The sequence below is a fragment of the Acinetobacter sp. 1542444 genome (assembly GCF_000581835.1).
Lineage (GTDB): Bacteria > Pseudomonadota > Gammaproteobacteria > Pseudomonadales > Moraxellaceae > Acinetobacter > Acinetobacter pittii.
Genome location: NZ_JEYA01000003.1, coordinates 296548 through 317481, shown reverse-complemented (window position 1 = coordinate 317481; position 20934 = coordinate 296548). Strand labels below are relative to the sequence as shown.

Annotated in this window: 15 protein-coding genes; 2 read left to right on the top strand and 13 right to left on the bottom strand. The window is 38.9% G+C overall.

All coding sequences use genetic code 11. The features are described 5' to 3' along the window. Positions 1-98: 98 nt before the first annotated feature. The 8 genes from basJ to basE form a co-directional block, all read right to left on the bottom strand. Positions 99-1268 (bottom strand): acinetobactin biosynthesis isochorismate synthase BasJ, encoded by a 1170-nt coding sequence (gene basJ / locus J580_RS13600; protein WP_032004541.1) that lies wholly within the window; start codon positions 1266-1268, stop codon positions 99-101. Positions 1269-1393: 125 nt separating this feature from the next. Further along, positions 1394-2149 carry an acinetobactin biosynthesis phosphopantetheinyl transferase BasI gene (gene basI, locus J580_RS13595; RefSeq protein ID WP_032004540.1) on the bottom strand — a complete coding sequence of 252 codons (756 nt, stop codon included), beginning with the start codon at positions 2147-2149 and terminating at the stop codon, positions 1394-1396. Positions 2150-2159: 10 nt separating this feature from the next. Further along, positions 2160-2894 carry an acinetobactin biosynthesis thioesterase BasH gene (gene basH / locus J580_RS13590; protein ID WP_032004538.1) on the bottom strand — a complete coding sequence of 245 codons (735 nt, stop codon included), beginning with the start codon at positions 2892-2894 and terminating at the stop codon, positions 2160-2162. Between the two features lie 73 nt (positions 2895-2967). Continuing rightward, on the bottom strand, positions 2968-4563 hold the full coding sequence (barB, locus tag J580_RS13585) for an acinetobactin export ABC transporter permease/ATP-binding subunit BarB (RefSeq protein ID WP_032004536.1): 1596 nt from the start codon (positions 4561-4563) through the stop codon (positions 2968-2970). Then, on the bottom strand, positions 4560-6170 hold the full coding sequence (gene barA / locus J580_RS13580; protein WP_032004534.1) for an acinetobactin export ABC transporter permease/ATP-binding subunit BarA: 1611 nt from the start codon (positions 6168-6170) through the stop codon (positions 4560-4562). The genes barB and barA overlap by 4 nt, the downstream gene beginning before the upstream one ends. A gap of 245 nt (positions 6171-6415) precedes the next feature. Then, positions 6416-7567 (bottom strand): acinetobactin biosynthesis histidine decarboxylase BasG, encoded by a 1152-nt coding sequence (gene basG, locus J580_RS13570; RefSeq protein ID WP_032004531.1) that lies wholly within the window; start codon positions 7565-7567, stop codon positions 6416-6418. Positions 7568-7684: 117 nt separating this feature from the next. Continuing rightward, complete coding sequence (basF, locus tag J580_RS13565; protein ID WP_032004530.1) at positions 7685-8554, bottom strand: acinetobactin biosynthesis bifunctional isochorismatase/aryl carrier protein BasF; 870 nt, start codon at positions 8552-8554, stop codon at positions 7685-7687. Between the two features lie 17 nt (positions 8555-8571). After that, positions 8572-10200 (bottom strand): (2,3-dihydroxybenzoyl)adenylate synthase BasE, encoded by a 1629-nt coding sequence (basE, locus tag J580_RS13560; RefSeq protein ID WP_032004529.1) that lies wholly within the window; start codon positions 10198-10200, stop codon positions 8572-8574. A 161-nt stretch (positions 10201-10361) separates the two neighbouring features. Between basE and basD the strand changes: the two genes are divergently transcribed. Both basD and basC read left to right on the top strand, forming a co-directional pair. Then, positions 10362-13304 carry an acinetobactin non-ribosomal peptide synthetase subunit BasD gene (basD, locus tag J580_RS13555; protein ID WP_032004528.1) on the top strand — a complete coding sequence of 981 codons (2943 nt, stop codon included), beginning with the start codon at positions 10362-10364 and terminating at the stop codon, positions 13302-13304. 47 nt (positions 13305-13351) lie between these two features. After that, positions 13352-14662, top strand: coding sequence for a putative histamine N-monooxygenase (gene basC, locus J580_RS13550; protein ID WP_032004527.1), 1311 nt, complete (start codon positions 13352-13354; stop codon positions 14660-14662). A gap of 63 nt (positions 14663-14725) precedes the next feature. Here basC and bauA read toward each other — a convergent pair whose 3' ends face one another. From bauA to bauD, 5 genes are all read right to left on the bottom strand, one after another. Then, on the bottom strand, positions 14726-17011 hold the full coding sequence (bauA, locus tag J580_RS13545; RefSeq protein ID WP_171071980.1) for a TonB-dependent siderophore receptor BauA: 2286 nt from the start codon (positions 17009-17011) through the stop codon (positions 14726-14728). Positions 17012-17096: 85 nt separating this feature from the next. Next, a complete protein-coding gene (gene bauB / locus J580_RS13540) occupies positions 17097-18065 on the bottom strand; it encodes a siderophore-binding periplasmic lipoprotein BauB (RefSeq protein ID WP_032004525.1) in 969 nt (322 codons plus the stop codon). A gap of 6 nt (positions 18066-18071) precedes the next feature. Beyond that, positions 18072-18842: a ferric acinetobactin ABC transporter ATP-binding protein BauE gene (bauE, locus tag J580_RS13535; RefSeq protein WP_032004524.1), complete on the bottom strand. Its 771-nt coding sequence runs from the start codon at positions 18840-18842 to the stop codon at positions 18072-18074. Continuing rightward, a complete protein-coding gene (bauC, locus tag J580_RS13530; protein ID WP_032004520.1) occupies positions 18839-19786 on the bottom strand; it encodes a ferric acinetobactin ABC transporter permease subunit BauC in 948 nt (315 codons plus the stop codon). The genes bauE and bauC overlap by 4 nt, the downstream gene beginning before the upstream one ends. Then, positions 19786-20727, bottom strand: a complete 942-nt coding sequence (bauD, locus tag J580_RS13525) for a ferric acinetobactin ABC transporter permease subunit BauD (RefSeq protein WP_032004518.1) — start codon at positions 20725-20727, stop codon at positions 19786-19788. The genes bauC and bauD overlap by 1 nt, the downstream gene beginning before the upstream one ends. Positions 20728-20934 lie beyond the last annotated feature (207 nt).

Below are 20934 nucleotides of genomic sequence, written 5' to 3'. Positions count from 1 at the left end.
GCTTTATGCAGGCTTTTTTATTAAATTTTTAATATATCTCATTGGAATATTTAGTTATTGTTTTGACTATAAAAGTAAAACCAGCCTAGGTTTAATAATTACACAGCAATTTTTGTATTTAGAATATTTAGCATGGTTTGCATCTTAGCTTCTGTTTCTAGCCATTCAGCTTCGGCATCTGACCCTTCGACAATTCCAGCACCAGCATATAAGCGCATTTTATTTTCACTGAGTAGACCACAGCGAATCGTCACTACCCATTCTCCATTACCCTCGGCATCCATCCAGCCTACTAACCCCGTGTAATAATGTCGGTCATAACCTTCATGATCTAAAATAAACTTCTTAGCAACATGAGTTGGTGAGCCACAAACCGCTGGTGTTGGATGTAATTCTAATGCAAGGTTTAATGCATTCGGTGCCTGTTGTTTGAGCATACCTTGGAATTCTGATGATAAATGCAACATTGTTGATGTTTCTAAAATATCTGGAAATTCAGAAACCTTAAGCTCTACACAATGAGTGGCTAAATTTCTAATAATATTTTCAACCACAATTCGATGTTCATGTTGGTCTTTCTCAGAATGATTTAATTCTTGTTGGCTGACGAAATTTTTTTCGGAAATCTGAGATTTGGGTCTAGAACCGGCCAAAGGATTACTGGTTACAATACGACCTTGTTTTGATAAAAGCAGTTCTGGGCTTGCGCCTAGAATATAATTATTATGTTCTACTGGAATCACAAAATTATAAGCATTTGGATTTTGTTTTAATAAAGCAGCCAATAAGTTTTCTGGCTCTTGATGACGGTTGAACTCATATTCAACAGCCTGAGAAAGAACAACTTTTTCTACCTTCTTTTTCTCAAAAGCATCTAAAGCTAGCTGTACTGTACCTTCAAATTTTTGTCGTTGAATGAGTAATGACTTATTAATTATCTCAATGTTATTACGATTTTTTAATGAGTTAATCGTAGAAGATGTTTGTATTATTTTTTTATGATCAGCATAAAAATTTAAGCTACTTTTCTTTGTAATATCAAAAGGTATAGCACCAATTAAAACTGGATTTTGATGGCCTTGCTTTTTAATTTCTTCAAAACATTTTGCAATCTCATCATTAAATAGTGCCGTATTTGCTGCAGGTGTATTTACAGTTTTAATAAATTCGCTCACCTCAAGATAATAATTCTTCGTAGAAAAACATGAAAATTTCTTTTGACCGATATGATCTAAATTTTGCTCTACTGATATTTGAGTCTGCATCATCTGTATATCACCTCTCACATTGATTTTTTTTCAAGCAAATTCTGTAGTACTTCTTTTTAAATATATGGATATAAAAATACTGAAACACACATTAATGCAAATGATTATTATTATCAATAACAAATTTAGTTTTCAATGCAAGAAATTGTAATTATCTCGTTATTTGTATGAAAAAAATAAACTTTAACCTCTAGAGTTATCTCAATTAAACTTTCTTGTCTAAGGTAAAAATAAAGAAACGCGCCATCTAGCGCTTTAAATTTTATATTCTTAAAATCAATAATTTGCTTATATTTTAAATAAAATGCCTTAATGATACTTTCTTTAGCGGAGAATATTATCAAATATAAATATGCTTGATCTTTTAGTAGCTTTTCAATTTCTTCTTGCTCGTTTTTATTGAGAAAAACATCATAAAATTCATCTTTCTTTTGAAAAAAAATATGATGTTTTTGAGACTCTATATCGATTCCAAATATTTTTTCTTTAAGCGTGTTATTTCTAGCATATGCGATGGCATAACATGATTTTTTTGATCCAACATGACTAATCCCCCCCATCACTCCTTCGGGCCATAGGGGTTCCCCATGTCTACCTTGATAGACAATAGAATCTTGTAAATTGAGGCTTTGTAATGCATATTTTGCTGCTAAGCGCCCCGTCAAGAACTCTAATTGACGAATGAAGCGTGAGCTTTTTATATTCGGTGGAAGAAATATATTCAGCTCCTGATAGATATGATCAAGCTGAGGTATTTCTTTGATTTGGCTGAGCTGGACCTTATGTATATCTATCCCGAAAGCTGTTAGCTTTTCATATTGAATATTTATTTCATCCAGACATGAATTAGCCCCTCTATTTACTGGCTTCTCCGTATTCATAGCCTGCACTTTATTCAATATTCACGGTCAATGTTTCAACGATGGCAGCAATGTTTTCAAGCATCTTTATTCGGGTCTCGGGATTGAGAAAGTAGAAATGGTCCCCTTCAAACTCAATACTTCCTAACCAATTTTCTGTGTGTTGTTGCCATGCATCCATCATTCTTTTGTTAGGAATATCAGGGTCCTGTTTGCCATAAAATGCAATGATCGGAACCTCAGTCTTGTGTATGTTCTCGCTAAGCAATTGATCACTAAGATAGAAGTCATTACGAATGATTTTGAGAAAGAATGTGAGTGCATCCTGATTATTTAAAATTTCGTCAGGAAAATTATTGTATCGTTTTAATTCATCAATAATTTTTTCATCAGTTAGCTCATGCTTGTACCGCATATGTTGAATATAGTGATGCTCAGGTCGGCTACTTATAACGATTAATCTCAACTGATCAATTATGGGTTTTTCATTCAAATAATTGAGTACTTTCCAAATCAAGCCACCTCCCACACTATGTCCAAATAAAATGAACGGTGTGTCTGAGTAAGCTTGTATTTCATTGGCAATTTGCATAGCCAATAGATTAGGATCATCCATCAATGGTTCATTTATTTTTATACCATGACCCGAATATTCAATAGGAATAATACGAATATTGTCAGAGACCTGCTTTTTCCATGGATGATAAATACTCGCGCTACTCCCCGCAGGCGGTAAACAGAACATATTATATTGAGGTTTATTCATTTAAGAATTCTCCAAATATTAAGCATTTTTCTTTTATAAAAAATGCTTAAATCAGGTTTCTGCGCTATTTTTTTTAAACAGAAGTTGAAGCTAAATTGATAGTTTGAGTCGGTTGCCAAATGGCTGAATCACGATGTGTGACAAAAATAACCGTAGAAGAAAGGGCACGTATCGTTGTAACGATTTCCTGCTCAGTCTCTTCATCCAAGGCAGAAGTGGCTTCATCAAGTATTAAAATCGGCGCTTTTTTGAGTAATGCTCGCGCAATTGCGACTCGCTGACGTTCACCACCCGACAATGCGGTGCCTTGTTTACCAACCGATTGGTTAATTCCTTCTGAACTGCGGTCAATCATTGCCCCTAATGCGGCATCTCTTGCAGCCTTTTCTATTTCATCATCAGTTGCATCAGGTTTTCCTAAACGGATATTTTCAGCCAGTGTTCCTGTGAACAAAATAGGTTCTTGTGTGACATAAGCAATATTCGAGACCAAATCTTCATATTTCATTTGATCAAGAGCTATGCCACCAAGGATAATTTTTCCTCTTTGTGGATCATCAAACCGTGTAAGCAATTCAAGTAAAGTGCTCTTACCACTACCGCTTGGTCCGGTAACCCATACTCTGCTCCCCAATGCGATGTCGAGAGTCATATTTTCAAGTGCTGGCGCATAGCTAACGCCTTGTACCGAAATATGATGGCCAGTAGGAATTTGAGGGTGTAATGGCTCAGGCAACTCAGGTGGATGGGTGATCTGATTAAAGTTGCGCAGTGCAGCAAACAAATCATTGATATGTAACCCTGCGGTAGCAAGTTCACCTAATGGCGCTGCTGCACGTCCAATTAAGACGAGTAATGCCAACACCAAAGCAGCATGATTGACACCAGCAAGTACCAGATAAGTTGCCATCCCAGCAATCGGTAAAACACTTGCCAAGGTTGCAACAAAACTTGCAAATGCAGCAGCACGATTAATCCGTACTAATGTCTCTTCTTGCTCTTCCCAACGATGTTCTAGCCTTTGGACCGCACGTTCTGGTCCCGCGGCTGTGCGTAATAACTCAACATGATCAACCAATTCCAACGTTGCTTGTGAAGCAGCTAAATCGGCAGTATTACGTTTTTTATCAATATGCATGAGTGCACGTTGTACTAGGAATTGGGCAAATAAAGAGAGTAAAAGTAAGCTTAAAGCGACAAATGTTACGCCTGCTCCGGCAAGCATGCCTATTCCTATTGTTAAAAACAAAGGCATAAAAGGCGCATGTAAAAAGGTTTGCAATTGATGAGCAGGAATACTCATAAACCCAGGAATTCCCTGTCCAGCAATTGTCTTAATCTGAGCACGCTGTTCATTGGTAAACCAAGAGAGCTTAGCACGAGCTAAAGATTTGCCTAACTCAGCAAATAGGTCCCCTGCTAAACGGACACCCGTGAGGAAGCCAGCACGAGTGACTATAACTGTCACTAATATTGCTGCAATTGCACTGATGAGAACCCAACTTGGAGACCATTGATTGACAATTGCAAATGCCAATACGGTATATGCGATTGCTTCAATTGCTGCAACAATGATCCATCCGATACCAACAATAATTAATTTTTGTTTGGCCGCACGAGGAAGCATCGAAAAAATCTGATCTTTATTTAATTTAGCAGGAGTATTCATAAAGATTTCCCTGAGTCAGTTGGGCCGTTAAGCACTAACCTGTTGTCGGCATGAGCAGCTAAGGCAAGATCATGAGTGACCATGACGATGGTTTTATTCTGGTTTTTAGCTAAGTGGCTTAACTCCAATATTATTTTTGTCGAATTGGTCTGGTCGAGTGCGCTCGTTGGCTCGTCTAATAAAATAATAGGAGCTGAGGATAAAAATGCACGCGCTATTCCTATGCGTTGTTTTTCACCGCCTGAAAGTAAAGTTGCATCTGCATTTAAATCTACTTTTAATTGGGCCTTGAGTAATGCTTGCTCAAGTTGTTCATCATTTGCATTAACAGCAGATAAGGACAAGTTTTCTCTTACTGTGGTCGGTAATACATCTCCACCTTGTGGAATAAACAAAACCTTTTCATATCTTAGCTTTTCATGTAATTGCAAAATATCTGTTTTTGCTAATTGAACGACACCTTCTTGCAATACAGCGAACCCAGCAAGTGCTCGTAGTAAGGTTGTTTTTCCAACTCCACTCGGTCCCGTAATTGCAGTCATTGAGTTTTTTGGAAATGCATAACTTAATCGATCCAATACTTTTTGATTTTCGATTGCAAAGCTTGCATTAACTATTTCAAGTGTTACATCTTGCTCAATCTGTTGTAGATTGCCCGATGAAAGTACTGGCTCTTTTAAGAATGCAGATAAACGACTAGCTGCAGCCCGCCCAGCAGCGACATAATCAAGACCATGCCCTAAACGTAGCGAAGGTGTCACGATGGCCAAACTAAAGAAAAGTGTTGCAGCCAAGGTCATGCTGTCGTATTGATAAGCTACAAAATAGGCTATGGCAAAGGTTGCAACAGCTTGTAGCAATGCAGTGGCAACAGCAGCAAGGGTTGCGACTTTACTCACCCAAGACACCATATTTTGAGTGAAATTTTGTGCTGATTGAGTATAGGCTTTTAAAGCGCCAGATTGTTGCCCATATATTCGGTTATCACGAATGCCGCGCGCATAATCATCAGCAGAACCAATAATATCTAACATGACCTGCATACGCGCAGCACCATCCCGTTTTGATACATGGGGGACAATAATTAAATAATAAAGTGAAGCAATTGCCCCAGGTAATAATACCCAAAGGGCCATCGGGCCAACCAACACAACTAATAAGACAATGGAAACTAAAGGGATTACAGCAAAAATCGCAATTTCCGACGGTAAATGCGCCACCATATGGTGTAAGGTTGCGATATCGTCTGAAACCAGTCGTTTTAAGCTTTGGTCACCCTGCTTTGATAGGGTTGTGGTCGGTAACCGAATTAAATGATGAGCAATTTGACGACGTAATCGTGCCGAAAATCCAGCCTCTGCATCATGCACTAACCATGAAGCCAGTGCTGCCAATGCCGCCCCGACTATCCAAAAAACCGCTGAAAAGATCACCCAATAAGAAGATAAATAACCAATCAACTGAATCATGCCCCACAGGGCAGTTAAAATGGCTAAGCCAGAAAATACGGCAGCAAGCGTTCCTGCAAATAATTTAGGAAATGCTGGCTTGAGTGCAGGTGCCAAGGAAGAGTCTGTCATCAGATGAGATAACTTTAAATCAGACATGCTTATCTCTCTTTATATTCATAAAAAAAGCGGTACTTAAAATGAAATCTCGCTTCAGTTGACCAGCAAGAATTGCCTTTTTCGGCTTTAAAAAAGCATGAATAAGAAAATCATATAAAAAGTATTTTTTTAAAAACTTTAATTGCATCAAAAACTTCCTAACCACCCTATCCAAATATTTTTAGATCATTTTCTAGACTGTAAAAATTAATATGGATTTGTCTAAATCATCTTGATTGATATGACTAAAAACCAACTGTACGTTTAGAGGCACCTTGTAAATCAAAAATAACGTCGTCAATTAAGCTATCAATCTGACGTGTATCTCGGTGATGTGCCGTAGTAATTAAATGAGCCATATTTCCCGAGGTTGCCAGATAATGCTTTTTCCAGATGTGCTCTGAAGGACACGGAAATACCACAGTGATTGAATTCGGATTCCGCCAAGCAGGAATGCCCTCTGCCTGAAAGCGATCAACTGCGTACTGGGCCATTTTTAGGCAATGTTGAATTCTCTGTCGTCTTTGTAAATTAGTTTGGCTACGTATTGCTGCCCACATCAACAAGACAGTATGGCCATTGCGAGAACCACTAATGGTTTGATCACGTGTAGAGATATAGTCAACATCTACTGATATACGCTCTACATTTTGGCGTTTGGCCACAACAATGCCACACGGAATCGGTGAGCCAATCATTTTATGACCAGACACACAAATCGAGTCGATGCCATGAGCAAAGGAAAATGCCTGAGGATAATCGACAAAAGGTAAAATCATGCCACTCAAGGCAGCGTCGGCATGAATATAATAATCTCGGCGCATGATTCCAATTTGCGCTAAGCGCTCTTGAATCATTTCAATATCATCAATTGCACCGGTCATGGTCGTACCAATATTTGCAAAAATAATGGGGTGACTTTCTTTATTGGTTTTTATTTTATCGATTAAATCATCATAGTCGATTTCACCATTATCCAATGATTCGATCACACAAGATTTCATCTGCAATAATTTGGCGATTTTTCCAACCGAATAATGCGTATCTTTTGAGTAATATAATGTGGAATCAGGAAATAGCTCACGCGCCAGATAGCAGCCAAACATATTACCTTCTGTGCCACCATTAGTTACGTATCCCCAGCTTTCTTCAAAGGGAATTTGAAAAATTTCAGCAAAATACGCCATCACATCTTTTTCAAAATCAAAAGAATTCAATGCGTAATTGCTATAGTCTTTCCAATCACCACAATTATTAATAGAGAATTTGAAAAAACGAAATAAAGCGGAATAATCAAAATCTGCAGATTCAGGATACCCAATATTGAAGTATTGATGTTTTAAACAGTAATTCCAGAATGTCTCAATTCTCTCTTGATCAGCAGGCGATAAAATCATTTTTTGCTCCGTTAATATGACGATTACAAGTCGTCTAAGGAGTCGCTATCAAAGATATAAATTTTATGTATAAATTTAGCGACCAGGATTTGTCGTATGCCTTATGATGGCAACCCTCTACCCTGCAATCCTTTGCCGTGCATCAACCAATGACCACCAATTTGATAAAGTGGGTGTGCGTCCTAATTCTTCAAAACTAATATTGATTCCCTGTGCTTTGAGTTCCGAAGAAAACTGCATAATTCGTAATGAGTCCAATCCATAAAGAATCAGGTTTTCTTCGGGGTCTAATTCTTCTTCTTCAATAAGCTGCTGGACCTTTTGCTCTAGCCAAGGTCGTGTAATGCCTGTTGCCACCTGCCCCACTACAGATTCGGTATCAGTGACTTGACCACAACGTGAAGATACATATTTCAAAGCTAAGCGATGTTCTTCTTCTGAAAAATCGGCAACTGCATCGCCAACCAAAAAGGGTTGTATGTCACTCATAAAGGCTTCAATTGCCGTAACCATACAACCGATATGGGCATAAACACCACCAATAATGAGCTGATCACGATTCCAGCTTTGCATTCTTTCAAGCAAATCCGAACGTTTAAACGCGCTATAACGCCATTTCGTTAAGACAATGTCATGTTCAGCAGGAGAAAGTTGATCAATAATTTTTTGCTGATCGATTGTTGAGGCTGGCAAACCCGGTCCCCACATCGCATTCAGTAATGCTCGATCTGCCGCTGGTTGTTCATAAGGCTGTGCGGTATAGACAACAGGAACATTGTTCTGATGTGCCCAAGTTCTTAGTTGAACTAAATGATTAACAACTGTTTTAATTAATTCACTTTCAGCATCGTAAAAATTTAAAAAGTAACGCTGCATATCATGAATTAATAAAACTGCTCGAGAAGGATCTAACTGCCAGTCTGTTTTATTATTTGGATAACTCTCTCGTTTGGGCATGAGATAAGTGGAAATTTTTGAAATAGCCATATGCTGCTCAATATTTATTAAGATGTTGTAGATGTATTTAAAATGCTGCGAAGTTGTTTTTTGTCCACCTTACCGACTGCAGTCAGTGGCAAACTTTCGATTAATTTGATCTGGTCTGGAAGTTTGTATTGTGCAATACCTAACTCCATGAGATGGCGTCTGAGCACAACAGCTTTAAGTTCGGGATTCCGAGAAACAATAAAGGCACAACTTTTTTCACCGAATTGTTCATCAACAATTGCGACCAAAGCTGCGTGCATAACTTCTGGATGCAAAAGAATAAGTTTTTCTATTTCTTCCGAAGCAATCTTTTCACCACCACGGTTAATCTGATCTTTAATTCTTCCTACTACACGTAAATTACCATCCGAAGTACGCTGCACGAGATCGCCTGAATAGTAATAGTTGTCCTCATCAAAGACCTGTGAATTATGTTCAGGGCTTTGGTAATAACCACAGAAGGTATAAGGCCCCCGGGTCGCAAGCATTCCTATTTCACCTTCTGGAACCTCTTTATACTGTTCATCCACAATTTTGATTTCATCATCAGAACTGATAGGACGCCCTTGGGTCGTAAAGATTTGCTCATCGGAGTCATCGAGTCTGGTGTAATTGACCAAGCCTTCGGCCATTCCAAATACTTGTTGTAATTTACAATTGAGGACTTCAGGAACTTGACGGGCTAAAGATTCAGGAAAACTTGCTCCCCCCACTTGAAGCAACTTTAAAGACTGGATTTGATCTTTATATTGAGCTGCTTTTTCTAGCCACATAATGACAGCACTCGGCACTAAAGATGCCATATTGACTTGATGTCTTTGAATAATAGAAAAACAATTGAGCGGTTCAGGATTTGGTGCCATCACAACACATCCACCTGCATGTAAAACACCTAATGCACCGGGTGAACTCAACATAAAATTATGCGGAGCTGGCAGAGCACACAATAACCGGGTATTTGAGTTTAAACCGCAAATCTCGGCACTGGCCCGCACACTATAGTCATAGTCATTATGCGTGCGTGGAATAAGTTTTGGTGTTCCCGTACTTCCACCTGACAACTGAAAGAAAGCAACTTCATCAGCAGGTGTAGATGAAAAATCAACATAGGTCTCTGCTGGTGTTTCAATCCAGTCTAATAGTCCGAAATCGTTAGCTTGATGATTGAGCATCAAAATAATTTCAGGACTTAAATTTACATCATGAAGTGAGTCAATGAACTGATTATTGCTAAAGACTTCATGCTGACGCGAACCAATTAAAAGCTTAGGTTGAATCTGTTTAATAAAGGCATTTAGTTCATATTGGCGATGGCTATATAGTGCATTGAGCACAACCACGCCTGCCTTAAGCAAGGCAAAAAAGACAATATAAAACTCTGCAACATTGGGAAGCTGTACTAAAGCTGTATCACCCTTGCCCAAGCCTTTTTCAGCTAGTCGAGAAGCTAAATTTGTTGATAGCCGGTCCAGCTCGATATAACTCAACTGACGCTCACCACAAATAATTGCCGGCGAATGCGGGTGCAATTGAACCCCTACCGTTAAAATGCGCGTCAAAGGTTGGTCAATCCAATAACCTTTATTTCGATAGTGTTGCGCTCTCTCTGGAGACCAGCGAACAAACTCAATCAACTGTTTTTTCATGACATTCTAAATATTCAATTTAATTTAATGGTTATCAAGCTATTGATTCTTCGTAAATTTTCTTACATATCGGCATAAATATTTAATTTGAATACCGACAAAAGAAAATTCTTAAGACGGACAAGCTATATATTCACAGCAAAATTGGAAATGATTAACAAATGCAACTGGTAATCATTTTCATTTGTTTGTATGATGCTGAAACAAGATTAATTTGTCAACCGAGTTATCGTTCAATGTGTGAATTAACTTCGATGCAAGCAGCCTGCTGGTTTGGTCGCTCTGGCAACGCAACTTTAGGTGGGGTTGCTGCCCACCTCTATGCAGAATTTGACGGTCAATTTATTGATCTACAAAAATTACATTTAGCACTTCAACGACTTTATAAAGAACACACTATTTTGAGATTAAGTTTGAGCGCCGATGGCATCGCAAACATCATGTCTGAGAAGGCTCAACAGATATTAGAAGTCGATGATTTTTCAAAGCTTAGCGATCATCAAATTGAGCAAATGCTCATGCAAAAACGTGAGCAATGGACCCATCAAAAACTTGATTTAAGTCAGGGTCAAACTGCAAGATTTTCTGTAAGTGTTCTTAAAAATAATATTTTCCGTTTTCATGTAGATACGGACATGATTGCTATAGATCCGTCCAGTTTTTTGAACTTAATGGAAGATCTTTCTTTGTTTTATGAAGACCCAGAAATATCATTCTCCCATCCGCCTAATTTTTTTGACTGGTATCAAAAAATACGGACAGACCCTGACCTAAAAAAATTAAACCAACGAGACCGCTTATGGTGGAAACAACGTCTGCCTCATATTAGCCCTGCTCCGTCTCTACCTTTCATTAATCAAGAATTCAAAACAGCAAAAAGTGATCGTTTAAGTACGTGGTTATCGCCGGAAGAACGAAAAGCATTACAGCAACTTGCTAGAGAACAACACATTACTGTGACTAACCTGATATTAGGTTTATTTGCCTATACGCTTGGTCATGCAACCAAAGATCACAGCTTCCGATTGAATATTCCTACTTTTTGGCGCGAACCGGTTTTAAAAAATGTCGAAGGCACTATTGGCGATTTTGCTAATTTAGTCATTCTAAATGTCGATATGAAAGAGACAACTACCTTATCCGTATTCTGCAAACAAATAGCAAATCAAATGCTTGAGTTATTAGAGCATTCACATTATTCGGGTGTTAATGTTCTACGTGACCTATCCCGTTATCATGGTAGTGCACAGATTGCTCCCGTGGTATTTACAGCGGCACTTGATTTAGAAAATGATAATTTACTTTCCGAACGTGTCCGCCGTGTTTTTGGCTCAATGAATTGGGTCATTTCACAAGGGCCACAAGTTGCACTTGATGCACAAGTTGCTCATGTAGATGACGGTATTTTAGTTAACTGGGACATCCGTTTAGATGCTCTACCCAAAGAATGGATCACGAATTTATTTAAATCTTTCATTCATTTACTTAAAAATCTTGCAGCGCACCCTGAACAACTTAATACACAAATTATAAGCCCAGCCCAAAATACTCCATCAGATCGTACATCCCAAAAATCATTAAACGCGTTACAGCAAGCCTACCTATTAGGCCGAACTCAAGCCCTTCCTTTAGGTGGTGTTGCCATGCAAGAGTTTAGGCAATATCACGGCACAATAGATATTGTTTTATTAAGACAACGTTTGACAGAAATGGTACGGCGGCATGACAGCTTAAGAACCTATATTGATAAAAATAGGTTAATGCAATATGTAAGCGATCAAGTGAGTGTCAATTTAAAAGAAATAGACCTAACTACATGGGAACCTGAACGTGCATCTCACCACATCGAGTCCTATAAAAATAGTTATACGCATGAGCTATTTGATTTAAATCAGTCGCCTTGGAATATCACCGTCTTTTTATTAAAAAATAATCTACTAACGATTTTTGTCCGCTTTGATGCATTAATTTTAGATGGCCGATCTATAGCTTCACTTATGTTAGAGCTATTCGATGGACAACAACATGATATCCAAACGCAAATAGAAGAAAATGAAGCTGAAAATAGCGTATCTGTTCATCAAGCAGATATGACTTACTGGGAAAGAAAATTTTCTAAATTATCTAACATTCCTGCGCTTCCGTGGAAAACACCCTTACAGAATCTACCGACTTCTCGTTACCAACGTAACAGTCTAGTTATAGAAAAAGCCAAATTTAAACAGATGTCTAAAATTGGCGCAAAACATTCACTGTTTAAAAACTCAATCATCATGGCGATTATTTTGGAAGTGCTATCTCATTGGAACACTGACAAATCTCTATGTGTTGCTGTTCCTACACTTCCCCTCTATGCTGGACCATTTTCCAATAGCTCTACGTTTATTGCTGTTGAGTGGAAAACTTCAGATCAATTTGCTGAACAAGCAAACCGTTTGCAGACGGAAGTTTTAGAGGGTTTACAGCATCTTTCATTTTCAGGCGTTGATCTCGCTCGACTATTATTTGAAAAAGTTGGCACTGCTCCAGTATTACCGATTGTAATTACAAATGGTTTGTCATGGCCTGTATTATCTGAATCTCATCCTATTCAGCAACAAGATGGACTGACCCAAACCCCTCAAGTTGCAATTGATATTCGCTTTAGCACAAGAAATGACGGCGCTTTAATTTTCGATATTGATTATGCTCAAGAAGCATTTCCTCCCCACATGATTGACGATTTCTTGGATGCACTACAATTGGCAATCAAGCAAATTATTGGTTCAGAAATATTCAGTTTTGATCTCAGTAATTTTTTCAGTGAGCTTCAAAATAAACGACTATATTTTAAGAATAATGAGTCTGACCACTCATCTATACCCCTTGAAAATAATGCTAAACAGCAAAATCAACTACTCGATATTTATTTAGAAGTGATAGGCCACACACCAAATAAGCAAGTGGACAGCTCAACTCATTTTACTCATCTCGGGCTGCGTCCACATCATTTAAAAGTCGTTTCAAAACGTATCAATGAAACATACGCGATTCAGCTCTCACCTGTTCAACTTATTCAATGTCGCAATATTGCTGATGTAGAGAAACTACTAACAGCACATTAATTCGTATTTTGAACTTTCATCATTTTGGAAACAGATAAAGTATAAACATGAAAAAAATAGATATTACCGGAATTGGTATTGGGCCATTCAACTTAGGTTTAGCTGCTCTTTTGTCTCATCATCCCGAAATCAAAAGTGTATTTTTAGAACGCAAACCAGAATTTCGATGGCATGAAGGATTACTATTGCAAGGCACGACATTACAAGTCCCTTTCTTTGCCGACTTGGTTACTATGGCCAATCCTTGCCATCCCTTAGGCTATATTAATTATTTACATCAACATGATCGCTTACATCAGTTTTATTATTACGATAGTTTTTTAATTCCACGCCGTGAATACGACCATTATTGCCGTTGGGCTTCAAAACAATTACCTGATTGTCGATTTGGAGAAAACGTAAGCCATGTTGAATATGACGCCAAACTCGATAAATTTATTATAGAAAGTGAATCAGCCTCGGGTGAAAAACAAAAATATATAAGCCAAAATCTGGCAATTGGTATTGGGACTAAACCTCGAATTCCTACATGGCTAGAAACATGCAAGCACCCTTTAGTAAAACATTCTGCGGAGTTTGCAAAAATTCAGGAACAACTCAAACAGTGTAAACAGGTCACGGTTATTGGCTCGGGCCAGAGTGCAGCAGAATGTGTACTTGCTTTATTTAATTCACTTACACCAGAACAAGTAAAAGCAGGTGCATCTATTCGTTGGATCACACGTTCTGCCGGCTTTCACCCAATGGAATATTCTAAACTTGGACAAGAGTGCTTTACCCCTGCATATATGCAATATTTCCAAAGCCTGCCTAGAGATAAACGTCGTGATATTGCTGCTAGTCAGGGCCTGATCTATAAAGGAATTAGCTTCTCAACCATTGGCGATATATATGATGTGCTTTATGAACGTTCAGTGGGCGGTGAGAAATCCGGTTTAAGCCTATACACAAGCTGTGAAGTTGAATCGGTTGAACAACTTGAATCGGGTTCTCTGCGTTTAACCTGTTTGCACACCCAACTCGATCAACGTTGCGAATTAGAAACTGATGCCCTTGTCGCAGCTACAGGCTATGTTCATGATTGGCCTGAATGGTTCCAAAATATGAAAGGTTCTATTTTAGCGGTTGATGATAAAAATGATTGTATTGTTCAAGAAGACTTTACTGCTCTACGTTGTGATAAGGGACAAGGTCGAATTTTCATTCAAAATGCCGAGATTTTTCAGCAAGGTGTAGGTTCTCCAGACTTAGGGATCGGAGCAACCCGAAACTCAGTGATTATTAATCAATTACTGGGGCGTAATGCTTATCGAATTCCTAAACAGTCTTCTTTCCAGCACTATGGTTTACCAGAATAAAATATGAATATCATAAAAAACCCGCGATTGCGGGTTTTTTATTCGGTTGAAGATTACAACAAATTAAAAGTCATATGATACAGATAGCATATATGTTCTTGGTGCACCTAAAGCCAAATTCGATAGTTTAGGCATTCCCCAATAGGCTTTATTCGTCAAGTTATTGATGTCTGCTCTAAAAGTAATAGGATGATTTGAGATTGAAGTTTTATATCGTGCACCGACATCGATCAGCGTACGACCAGGAATATGCAATGTATTTTCTTGATCGATATACTGTTTCGAAACTGCGGTTGCATTGCTAGATAAAGTTAAAACGCCTTGTGCAACTTCACTATCCCATTCAACACCTAATTTCCCTTGTGTTTTAGGGACACCTACGGCCATATTTCCTTCATTGCTTTGGATGGCTGTTTTAGTCACTTCAGGTTCAATATAAGATGCACCGCCCATCAAACGTACATTTTCAATTGGTGAGCCAAAGAAACTCCATTCAATCCCTCGATTACGTTGCTCTCCCCCAGACGTATATATATTAGTTACTAAATCAGTGTAAGCACTTGGTTTTTTGATTTCAAACAATGACAAGGTATGCGCAAATGTACCTTGATCAAACTTCACCCCAAATTCTGTTTGCTTTGTTTTGTAAGGTGCAAATATTGTTGGATAGTTTGCCGCAGTAAGGGGGGCGGCATCACCTTTGGTTAAGCCCTCGATATAGTTTGCATAAATCGAAACTTTATCTGTCGCTTTAAATAGAATTGCGGCGCCTGGTGTCGTTGCATTCTTTTTATATTTAGTCAAAGTCGATGTCGGTACAAATAAATTACTACTTTCTACCTCTTGATAACGCACACCTAAAGTTAACTGTAAGCGATCTTCAATAAAAGATAGGGTATCTGCCAAACCGTAACTATTTAATTGCAATTCAGAATTAGATATTAGGGGTGCATTAAAAGGGACAGCTTTCCCCCAAATTGGATCATAAAGATTAGTCGTCCATTCAGCTCCTGCCACATTTCTTACCCCATAATCATCTTGATTATGTTTGTAATATGTCGCATTGACTACCCATTGATGTCCTACTGCTCCGGTATTAAATTTTCCTTTCAGCCCTACATCTGCCGACTTTTTTTCAACATTAAATGCCAGTTGACCAATATTTGTTTGGAGGGTTCCATTGTTATCTAAAACTGTTGCTGACATCGCACCATTATATTTATATTCTGTTTTACTTTGTCCATAGGTTGCGTACCCCATCACGTTATTGGTCAGATCATATTCACCGCGTATCATGGCGCCCTTGTCTTTAATGTCCACAAAAGACCAATCTGGATTGAGTAAAGTCTCAGGTTTAGGTGGTTTCGGAATCGCTATATTTTTTCCGAGGTTGATGCCTCGTGTTACGCCATCCACTCGATCTTTAGATGTGTAAAGATCTGTCGAAACACGTGCACGATCACCATGCCAATCCATTCCTAATGAAAATAACTCAGTTTTCAAATCCTGTTTTTCTACTGGTCCAGAGCCATCCCGATATACCGCATTTGCTCGCACACCGAATTCTTTGTCAGCACCAAATCGTCGCCCAAGATCTAAATGCCCACCAAACTGAGAGTCAGACATATATGTCGTAGTCAAACGTGTTAATGGTTCATCCGTTGCACGTTTGGTAGTGAGGTCAACTGTCCCACCAATGGAACCTGTTGGCGGCATTCCATTGAGTAATGCAGAAGGACCTTTAAGTACATTTATTTTTTCAAACATTTCAGGTGAAGTTCGATAATAAGGGGTTATACCAAACAATCCATTCATAGACATATCACTCGGGCTCGACTCAAAGCCACGAATATAATAGTTTTCACTCCAGCCACCACTTGCCGCATTGGTGAACACGGATGGATCTGTTTTCGCAATCACACTTGTTATATCTTTTGCCTGTTTATCGGCGATATATGTATCCGTATACGCAATGGTATTAAACGGGGTTTCCATAACGGTTTTATTACCTAAAAAGCCAACTGAGCTTTTCGACGAAACCTGCCCTCCCGCATAAGTATCATCTTGTTCAGCTTTTACGGTAATTGCTGGTAAAGCTGCTACATTTGTTTGAGCAGCTTGTTGTTGTTCTAGAGTTTTTGTTGAATTATCAATAACAGCAGCATAGGTATTTGATGCACATAGTACAAATACAGTGCCTAATGCATAGCCTAATCGAAGGGCCATTTGTGCAGATGCAATACCATTTAATACAAAAGAACGCTGATTAATTCTTTGATCATTCCCACTTTTAAAATTACGGTTATCGCTAACGTTGTTCATTGAAAGACCTTTAATGTTGTGTTTCATTTTTTATTGACTATCTGCTTAAAATTCATAGCAAAATAGTGAAAATTTATGCTGTAAAATTTGATTAAGTGATGTGCGTAAAAATTTATTGATAGCCTTTTTTCACGTCTTCCATCACTATTTTGAGTGAGGTTGGGCTTGCAGCCGTGGTGTACCACGCATCGGCATCGACAAAAATGACACGACCGTTTTTCCACGCTTTGGTTTGACGTAATAATGGATTTTCAACACTGGCAGCATTAATGTTTGAGCGATGTTCCATCACAGCAGTTCGGTCCACGATATAGAGAATATCTGGGTCCGCTTTTTTGATGAATTCACTCGAAATAGGTTGCCCATGTAGACTTGTATCCATCACACCACTTGCAGGCTTTACCCCAAAAGCATTAAAAATAAAGCCATAGCGTGACTGAATACCAAAATTACTAAATGCCCCATTGTTATGAAGAACGACTAACGCTCTTTCTGGGCGATTGGTCGTTACGGCTTGTACTTGCTTCACCTGTTCATCGAGTTCAGAAACTTTCTGGCGGGCTAAATCTTCTTTATTAAATATTTTTCCTAAGGTCATCATATGGTCTTTAACCAGACCAATATGATTACTCTCACTATTGTTGAAGTTAATATCGTAGTGAATGGTCGGGGCAATTTTTGACAGTTCCTGATACTGATTAACGTGTAATGGCGTCATCAAAATCAGGTCTGGCTTTAATGTATATATCCGTTCCATATTGGGCTGTACAATTGCACCCAAATCCTGAATTTGCGCATCTTTTTTATATTTTTCCAAAAAGTGTGGAACATAATCTTTTGGCATTCCCATAATCGGGACATTCAGTTGATCTAAAAAGTCAGCTTCATTCATATCAAGTACGGCAACGCGTTGCGGTAAATGATCTATCACCGTAGTCCCAAGCGCATGTTTCACCGTAATCGGTTCTGCTAGCTTCTGAGAAGCTTGAGTGGTATCTGCAACTTTTTGATCACATGCTTGTAGAGTGACAGCTGCCGCTATGATGAGGGCTACTCCCCCATACTTTTTCTTCCAGTTCATATGTATTCAAGCTCCAGATGAGTTGAAGTAATTACACATACAGCCACGCTCACTGTATGTAATTTCAAAATCAAGCTCGTACAGATCATTTAATTGCGCCTCTGTAATCACTTGTTCGGTTAACCCACTGAAATGAAGCTTGCCGTTCTTCAGCGCGACAATATGATCCGAATAATTCGTGGCAAAATTGATGTCATGAATAACTAAAATCACAGTGCGCCCTTGTTCATCACATAAGCGCCTGAGTGCGCGCATAATTTGAACGGCATGTTTCATATCAAGGTTATTTAAGGGTTCATCTAACAAAAGTACGTCTGTTTGCTGTGCGATCGTCATCGCCAAAAAGGCCATTTGCCTTTGACCACCACTAATTTCATCTATGTAAGATTTGCGCAGTGGTTCTAAAGAAAGAAACTCAATCGCCTCATCAACCACCTGACGATCTTGCTCGGTTAAAACACCACGGCTATAGGGAAAGCGTCCAAATGACACCAGCTCTTCGACGGTTAAGCGCAAATTAAAGCCAGGTGCTTGCCGTAAAGTCGCGACATGCTTGGCGTAAACAGCGGTTTTAATATCCGCAATATTTTGATGATTAAGAAAAATCTCGCCTTTATCTGGTTCAATTAAACGTGCCATCATCATGAGCAAAGTCGATTTTCCAGCTCCATTTGGACCAATGAGTGACGTCACCTGACCTGTAGGAAATTCAACATTTACGTCAGTCAGTACTGGCTTATTTCCATATGACTTATTGATATTCTTGACATGAATCATGCAACACCTCGGGTACGAACCGTCAGCGCAAGGAAATAAATGCCACATACGAGATTGACCAAAATGCTGACGGTCGTTTTGTAATTAAAAACGTGCTCAACTAAAATTTGAGCAGCAATAAATATGGCAATCGTGATGGCACAACCCATGGGCAGCGTTAATTTATGCTTATAACTTCTTGCTAGTGCATAAGTAATATTGGCAATGAATACGCCCATAAATACTGTCGGGCCAATCAGACTGGTAGATACCGCAACCAAAATAGCGATCAGGGCTAAATAGAAGCTGACATAGCGGTGATGATGAATGCCTAATGAAATGGCTTGCTCACGTCCTAAAACGAGAACATCCAGAACAGGGAGTGCTTTTCTACCGAGGAATAGAACAATGACTACGGCTAGGCTGGCATAAAATAAAGTTTCTGGTTGAGAGCGATTAAACGAAGCATAGCTAAGGCCTTGGAAAACAGAAAATTCACCAGGGTTAATTTTGAGTTGAATAAATTGAGTAACCGTCCCGACGACCATCGTAAGGACTAATCCTAAAAGCAACAGGAGAAAGACATCATTTCTGCCATATGGCAATAACCACTTATGGATTACCCACGAATAAAGCAGCATTAAAACGATTGAGATAAAGAAATTACCGTTTACCCCTAACTGGTTTAATCCATGCGTTCCCCAAAAAAACAACAACAAAACTTGCCATAAGAGATAAATCGCTTCATAGCCCATAATGGAAGGGGTCAAAATACGATTACCGACCAGTGTCTGAAAAACAATCGAGGAAAAAGCGACACAAATACCGGCTATCACAATCGTGGCAAGACGCAGAAGTCGATTAGGAATGACGTAATCAAAATCTAGTCCTGAGTTTAAAAATAAAAAACTTATTGCTAGGCAGATGACAATCAGATAAATCATCCATAGCTTTGTAATACGCATTATCTGAACTCCCTCAAAATGAGGATGAGGAAAATAATTCCCCCCACACCACCTGCGGTAAGTCCGATTGGCACTTCAAATGGATAAATAATCGAGCGACCAAGAATGTCGCAAATCAGTAATAGAGACGCCCCACCTAAAGCCACAATGGGCAAGGTTTTAGCTAAGTTTTCTCCGTATTTCAGTGCGACCAAATTGGGAACTACGAGCCCGACAAAAGGAATAGCACCAACCGTAATTACTGTGGTCGAAACTGTAATAGCAACCAGTATTAAACCAATCGCGGCTATAGCTGCATAACTGAGCCCTAAGCTAGAAGCCATCTCTTCACCCATACCAATCACGGTAAAGCGATGTGCGAAAAGATAAGTCAGGACAACAATCGGAAAAATAATGTAAATAACTTCATAGTGACCTTGGACAATTTTTGAAAAATCTCCTAAAAGCCACCCTTGCATACTTTGTAAAATATTAAAGCGATAGGCATAAAACTCAGCTAAGGCACTCAGTACACTGCCGTACATCAAACCAATAACCGGTACTAAAACCGTATTTCTAAAACGGATCCGACGGATAATTGCGATATAAATTAAGCTGGCAATAAAACAAAAAATGATCGCAAATATCATCTTACTCAGCGTGCTGGTTACCGGAACTAAAGTTAACGACACTAAAATTCCCAGTTTGGCAGCATCTAAACCGCCCGAAGTTTCCGGTTCAACAAACTTGTTACGCACAATATGCTGCAAGATGACACCACATACCGCCAACCCGATACCGGTAAGCACAATAGTGATTAAACGAGGGATACGGCTGGCTGTAAGAGTGAGCCAACTCTCATGAGAAAAAGAAAATAAGTTAGACCACTGTATTGGCTCAGCCCCGAGCAATAACGAGCAAATACATAAAAGGATAAAAATAAAAAATAAGCCGAATCGCATCAGTGGCGTGCCCCACTTGAGCGTAATAAAGCCGATACAAATTGCAAATTTAGTCCCATCCAAACAAAGCGAGGGAAAATTTGTTCAAGATTTGATGGGCTTATTAACCTTTCATGATTGAATATTCTCATGAAAATTCCTCAATTTTATCGAGACAACAAAATAAGTTCCTTTTGAATAGTCACAATCACAGCCCTATTCTGAGGA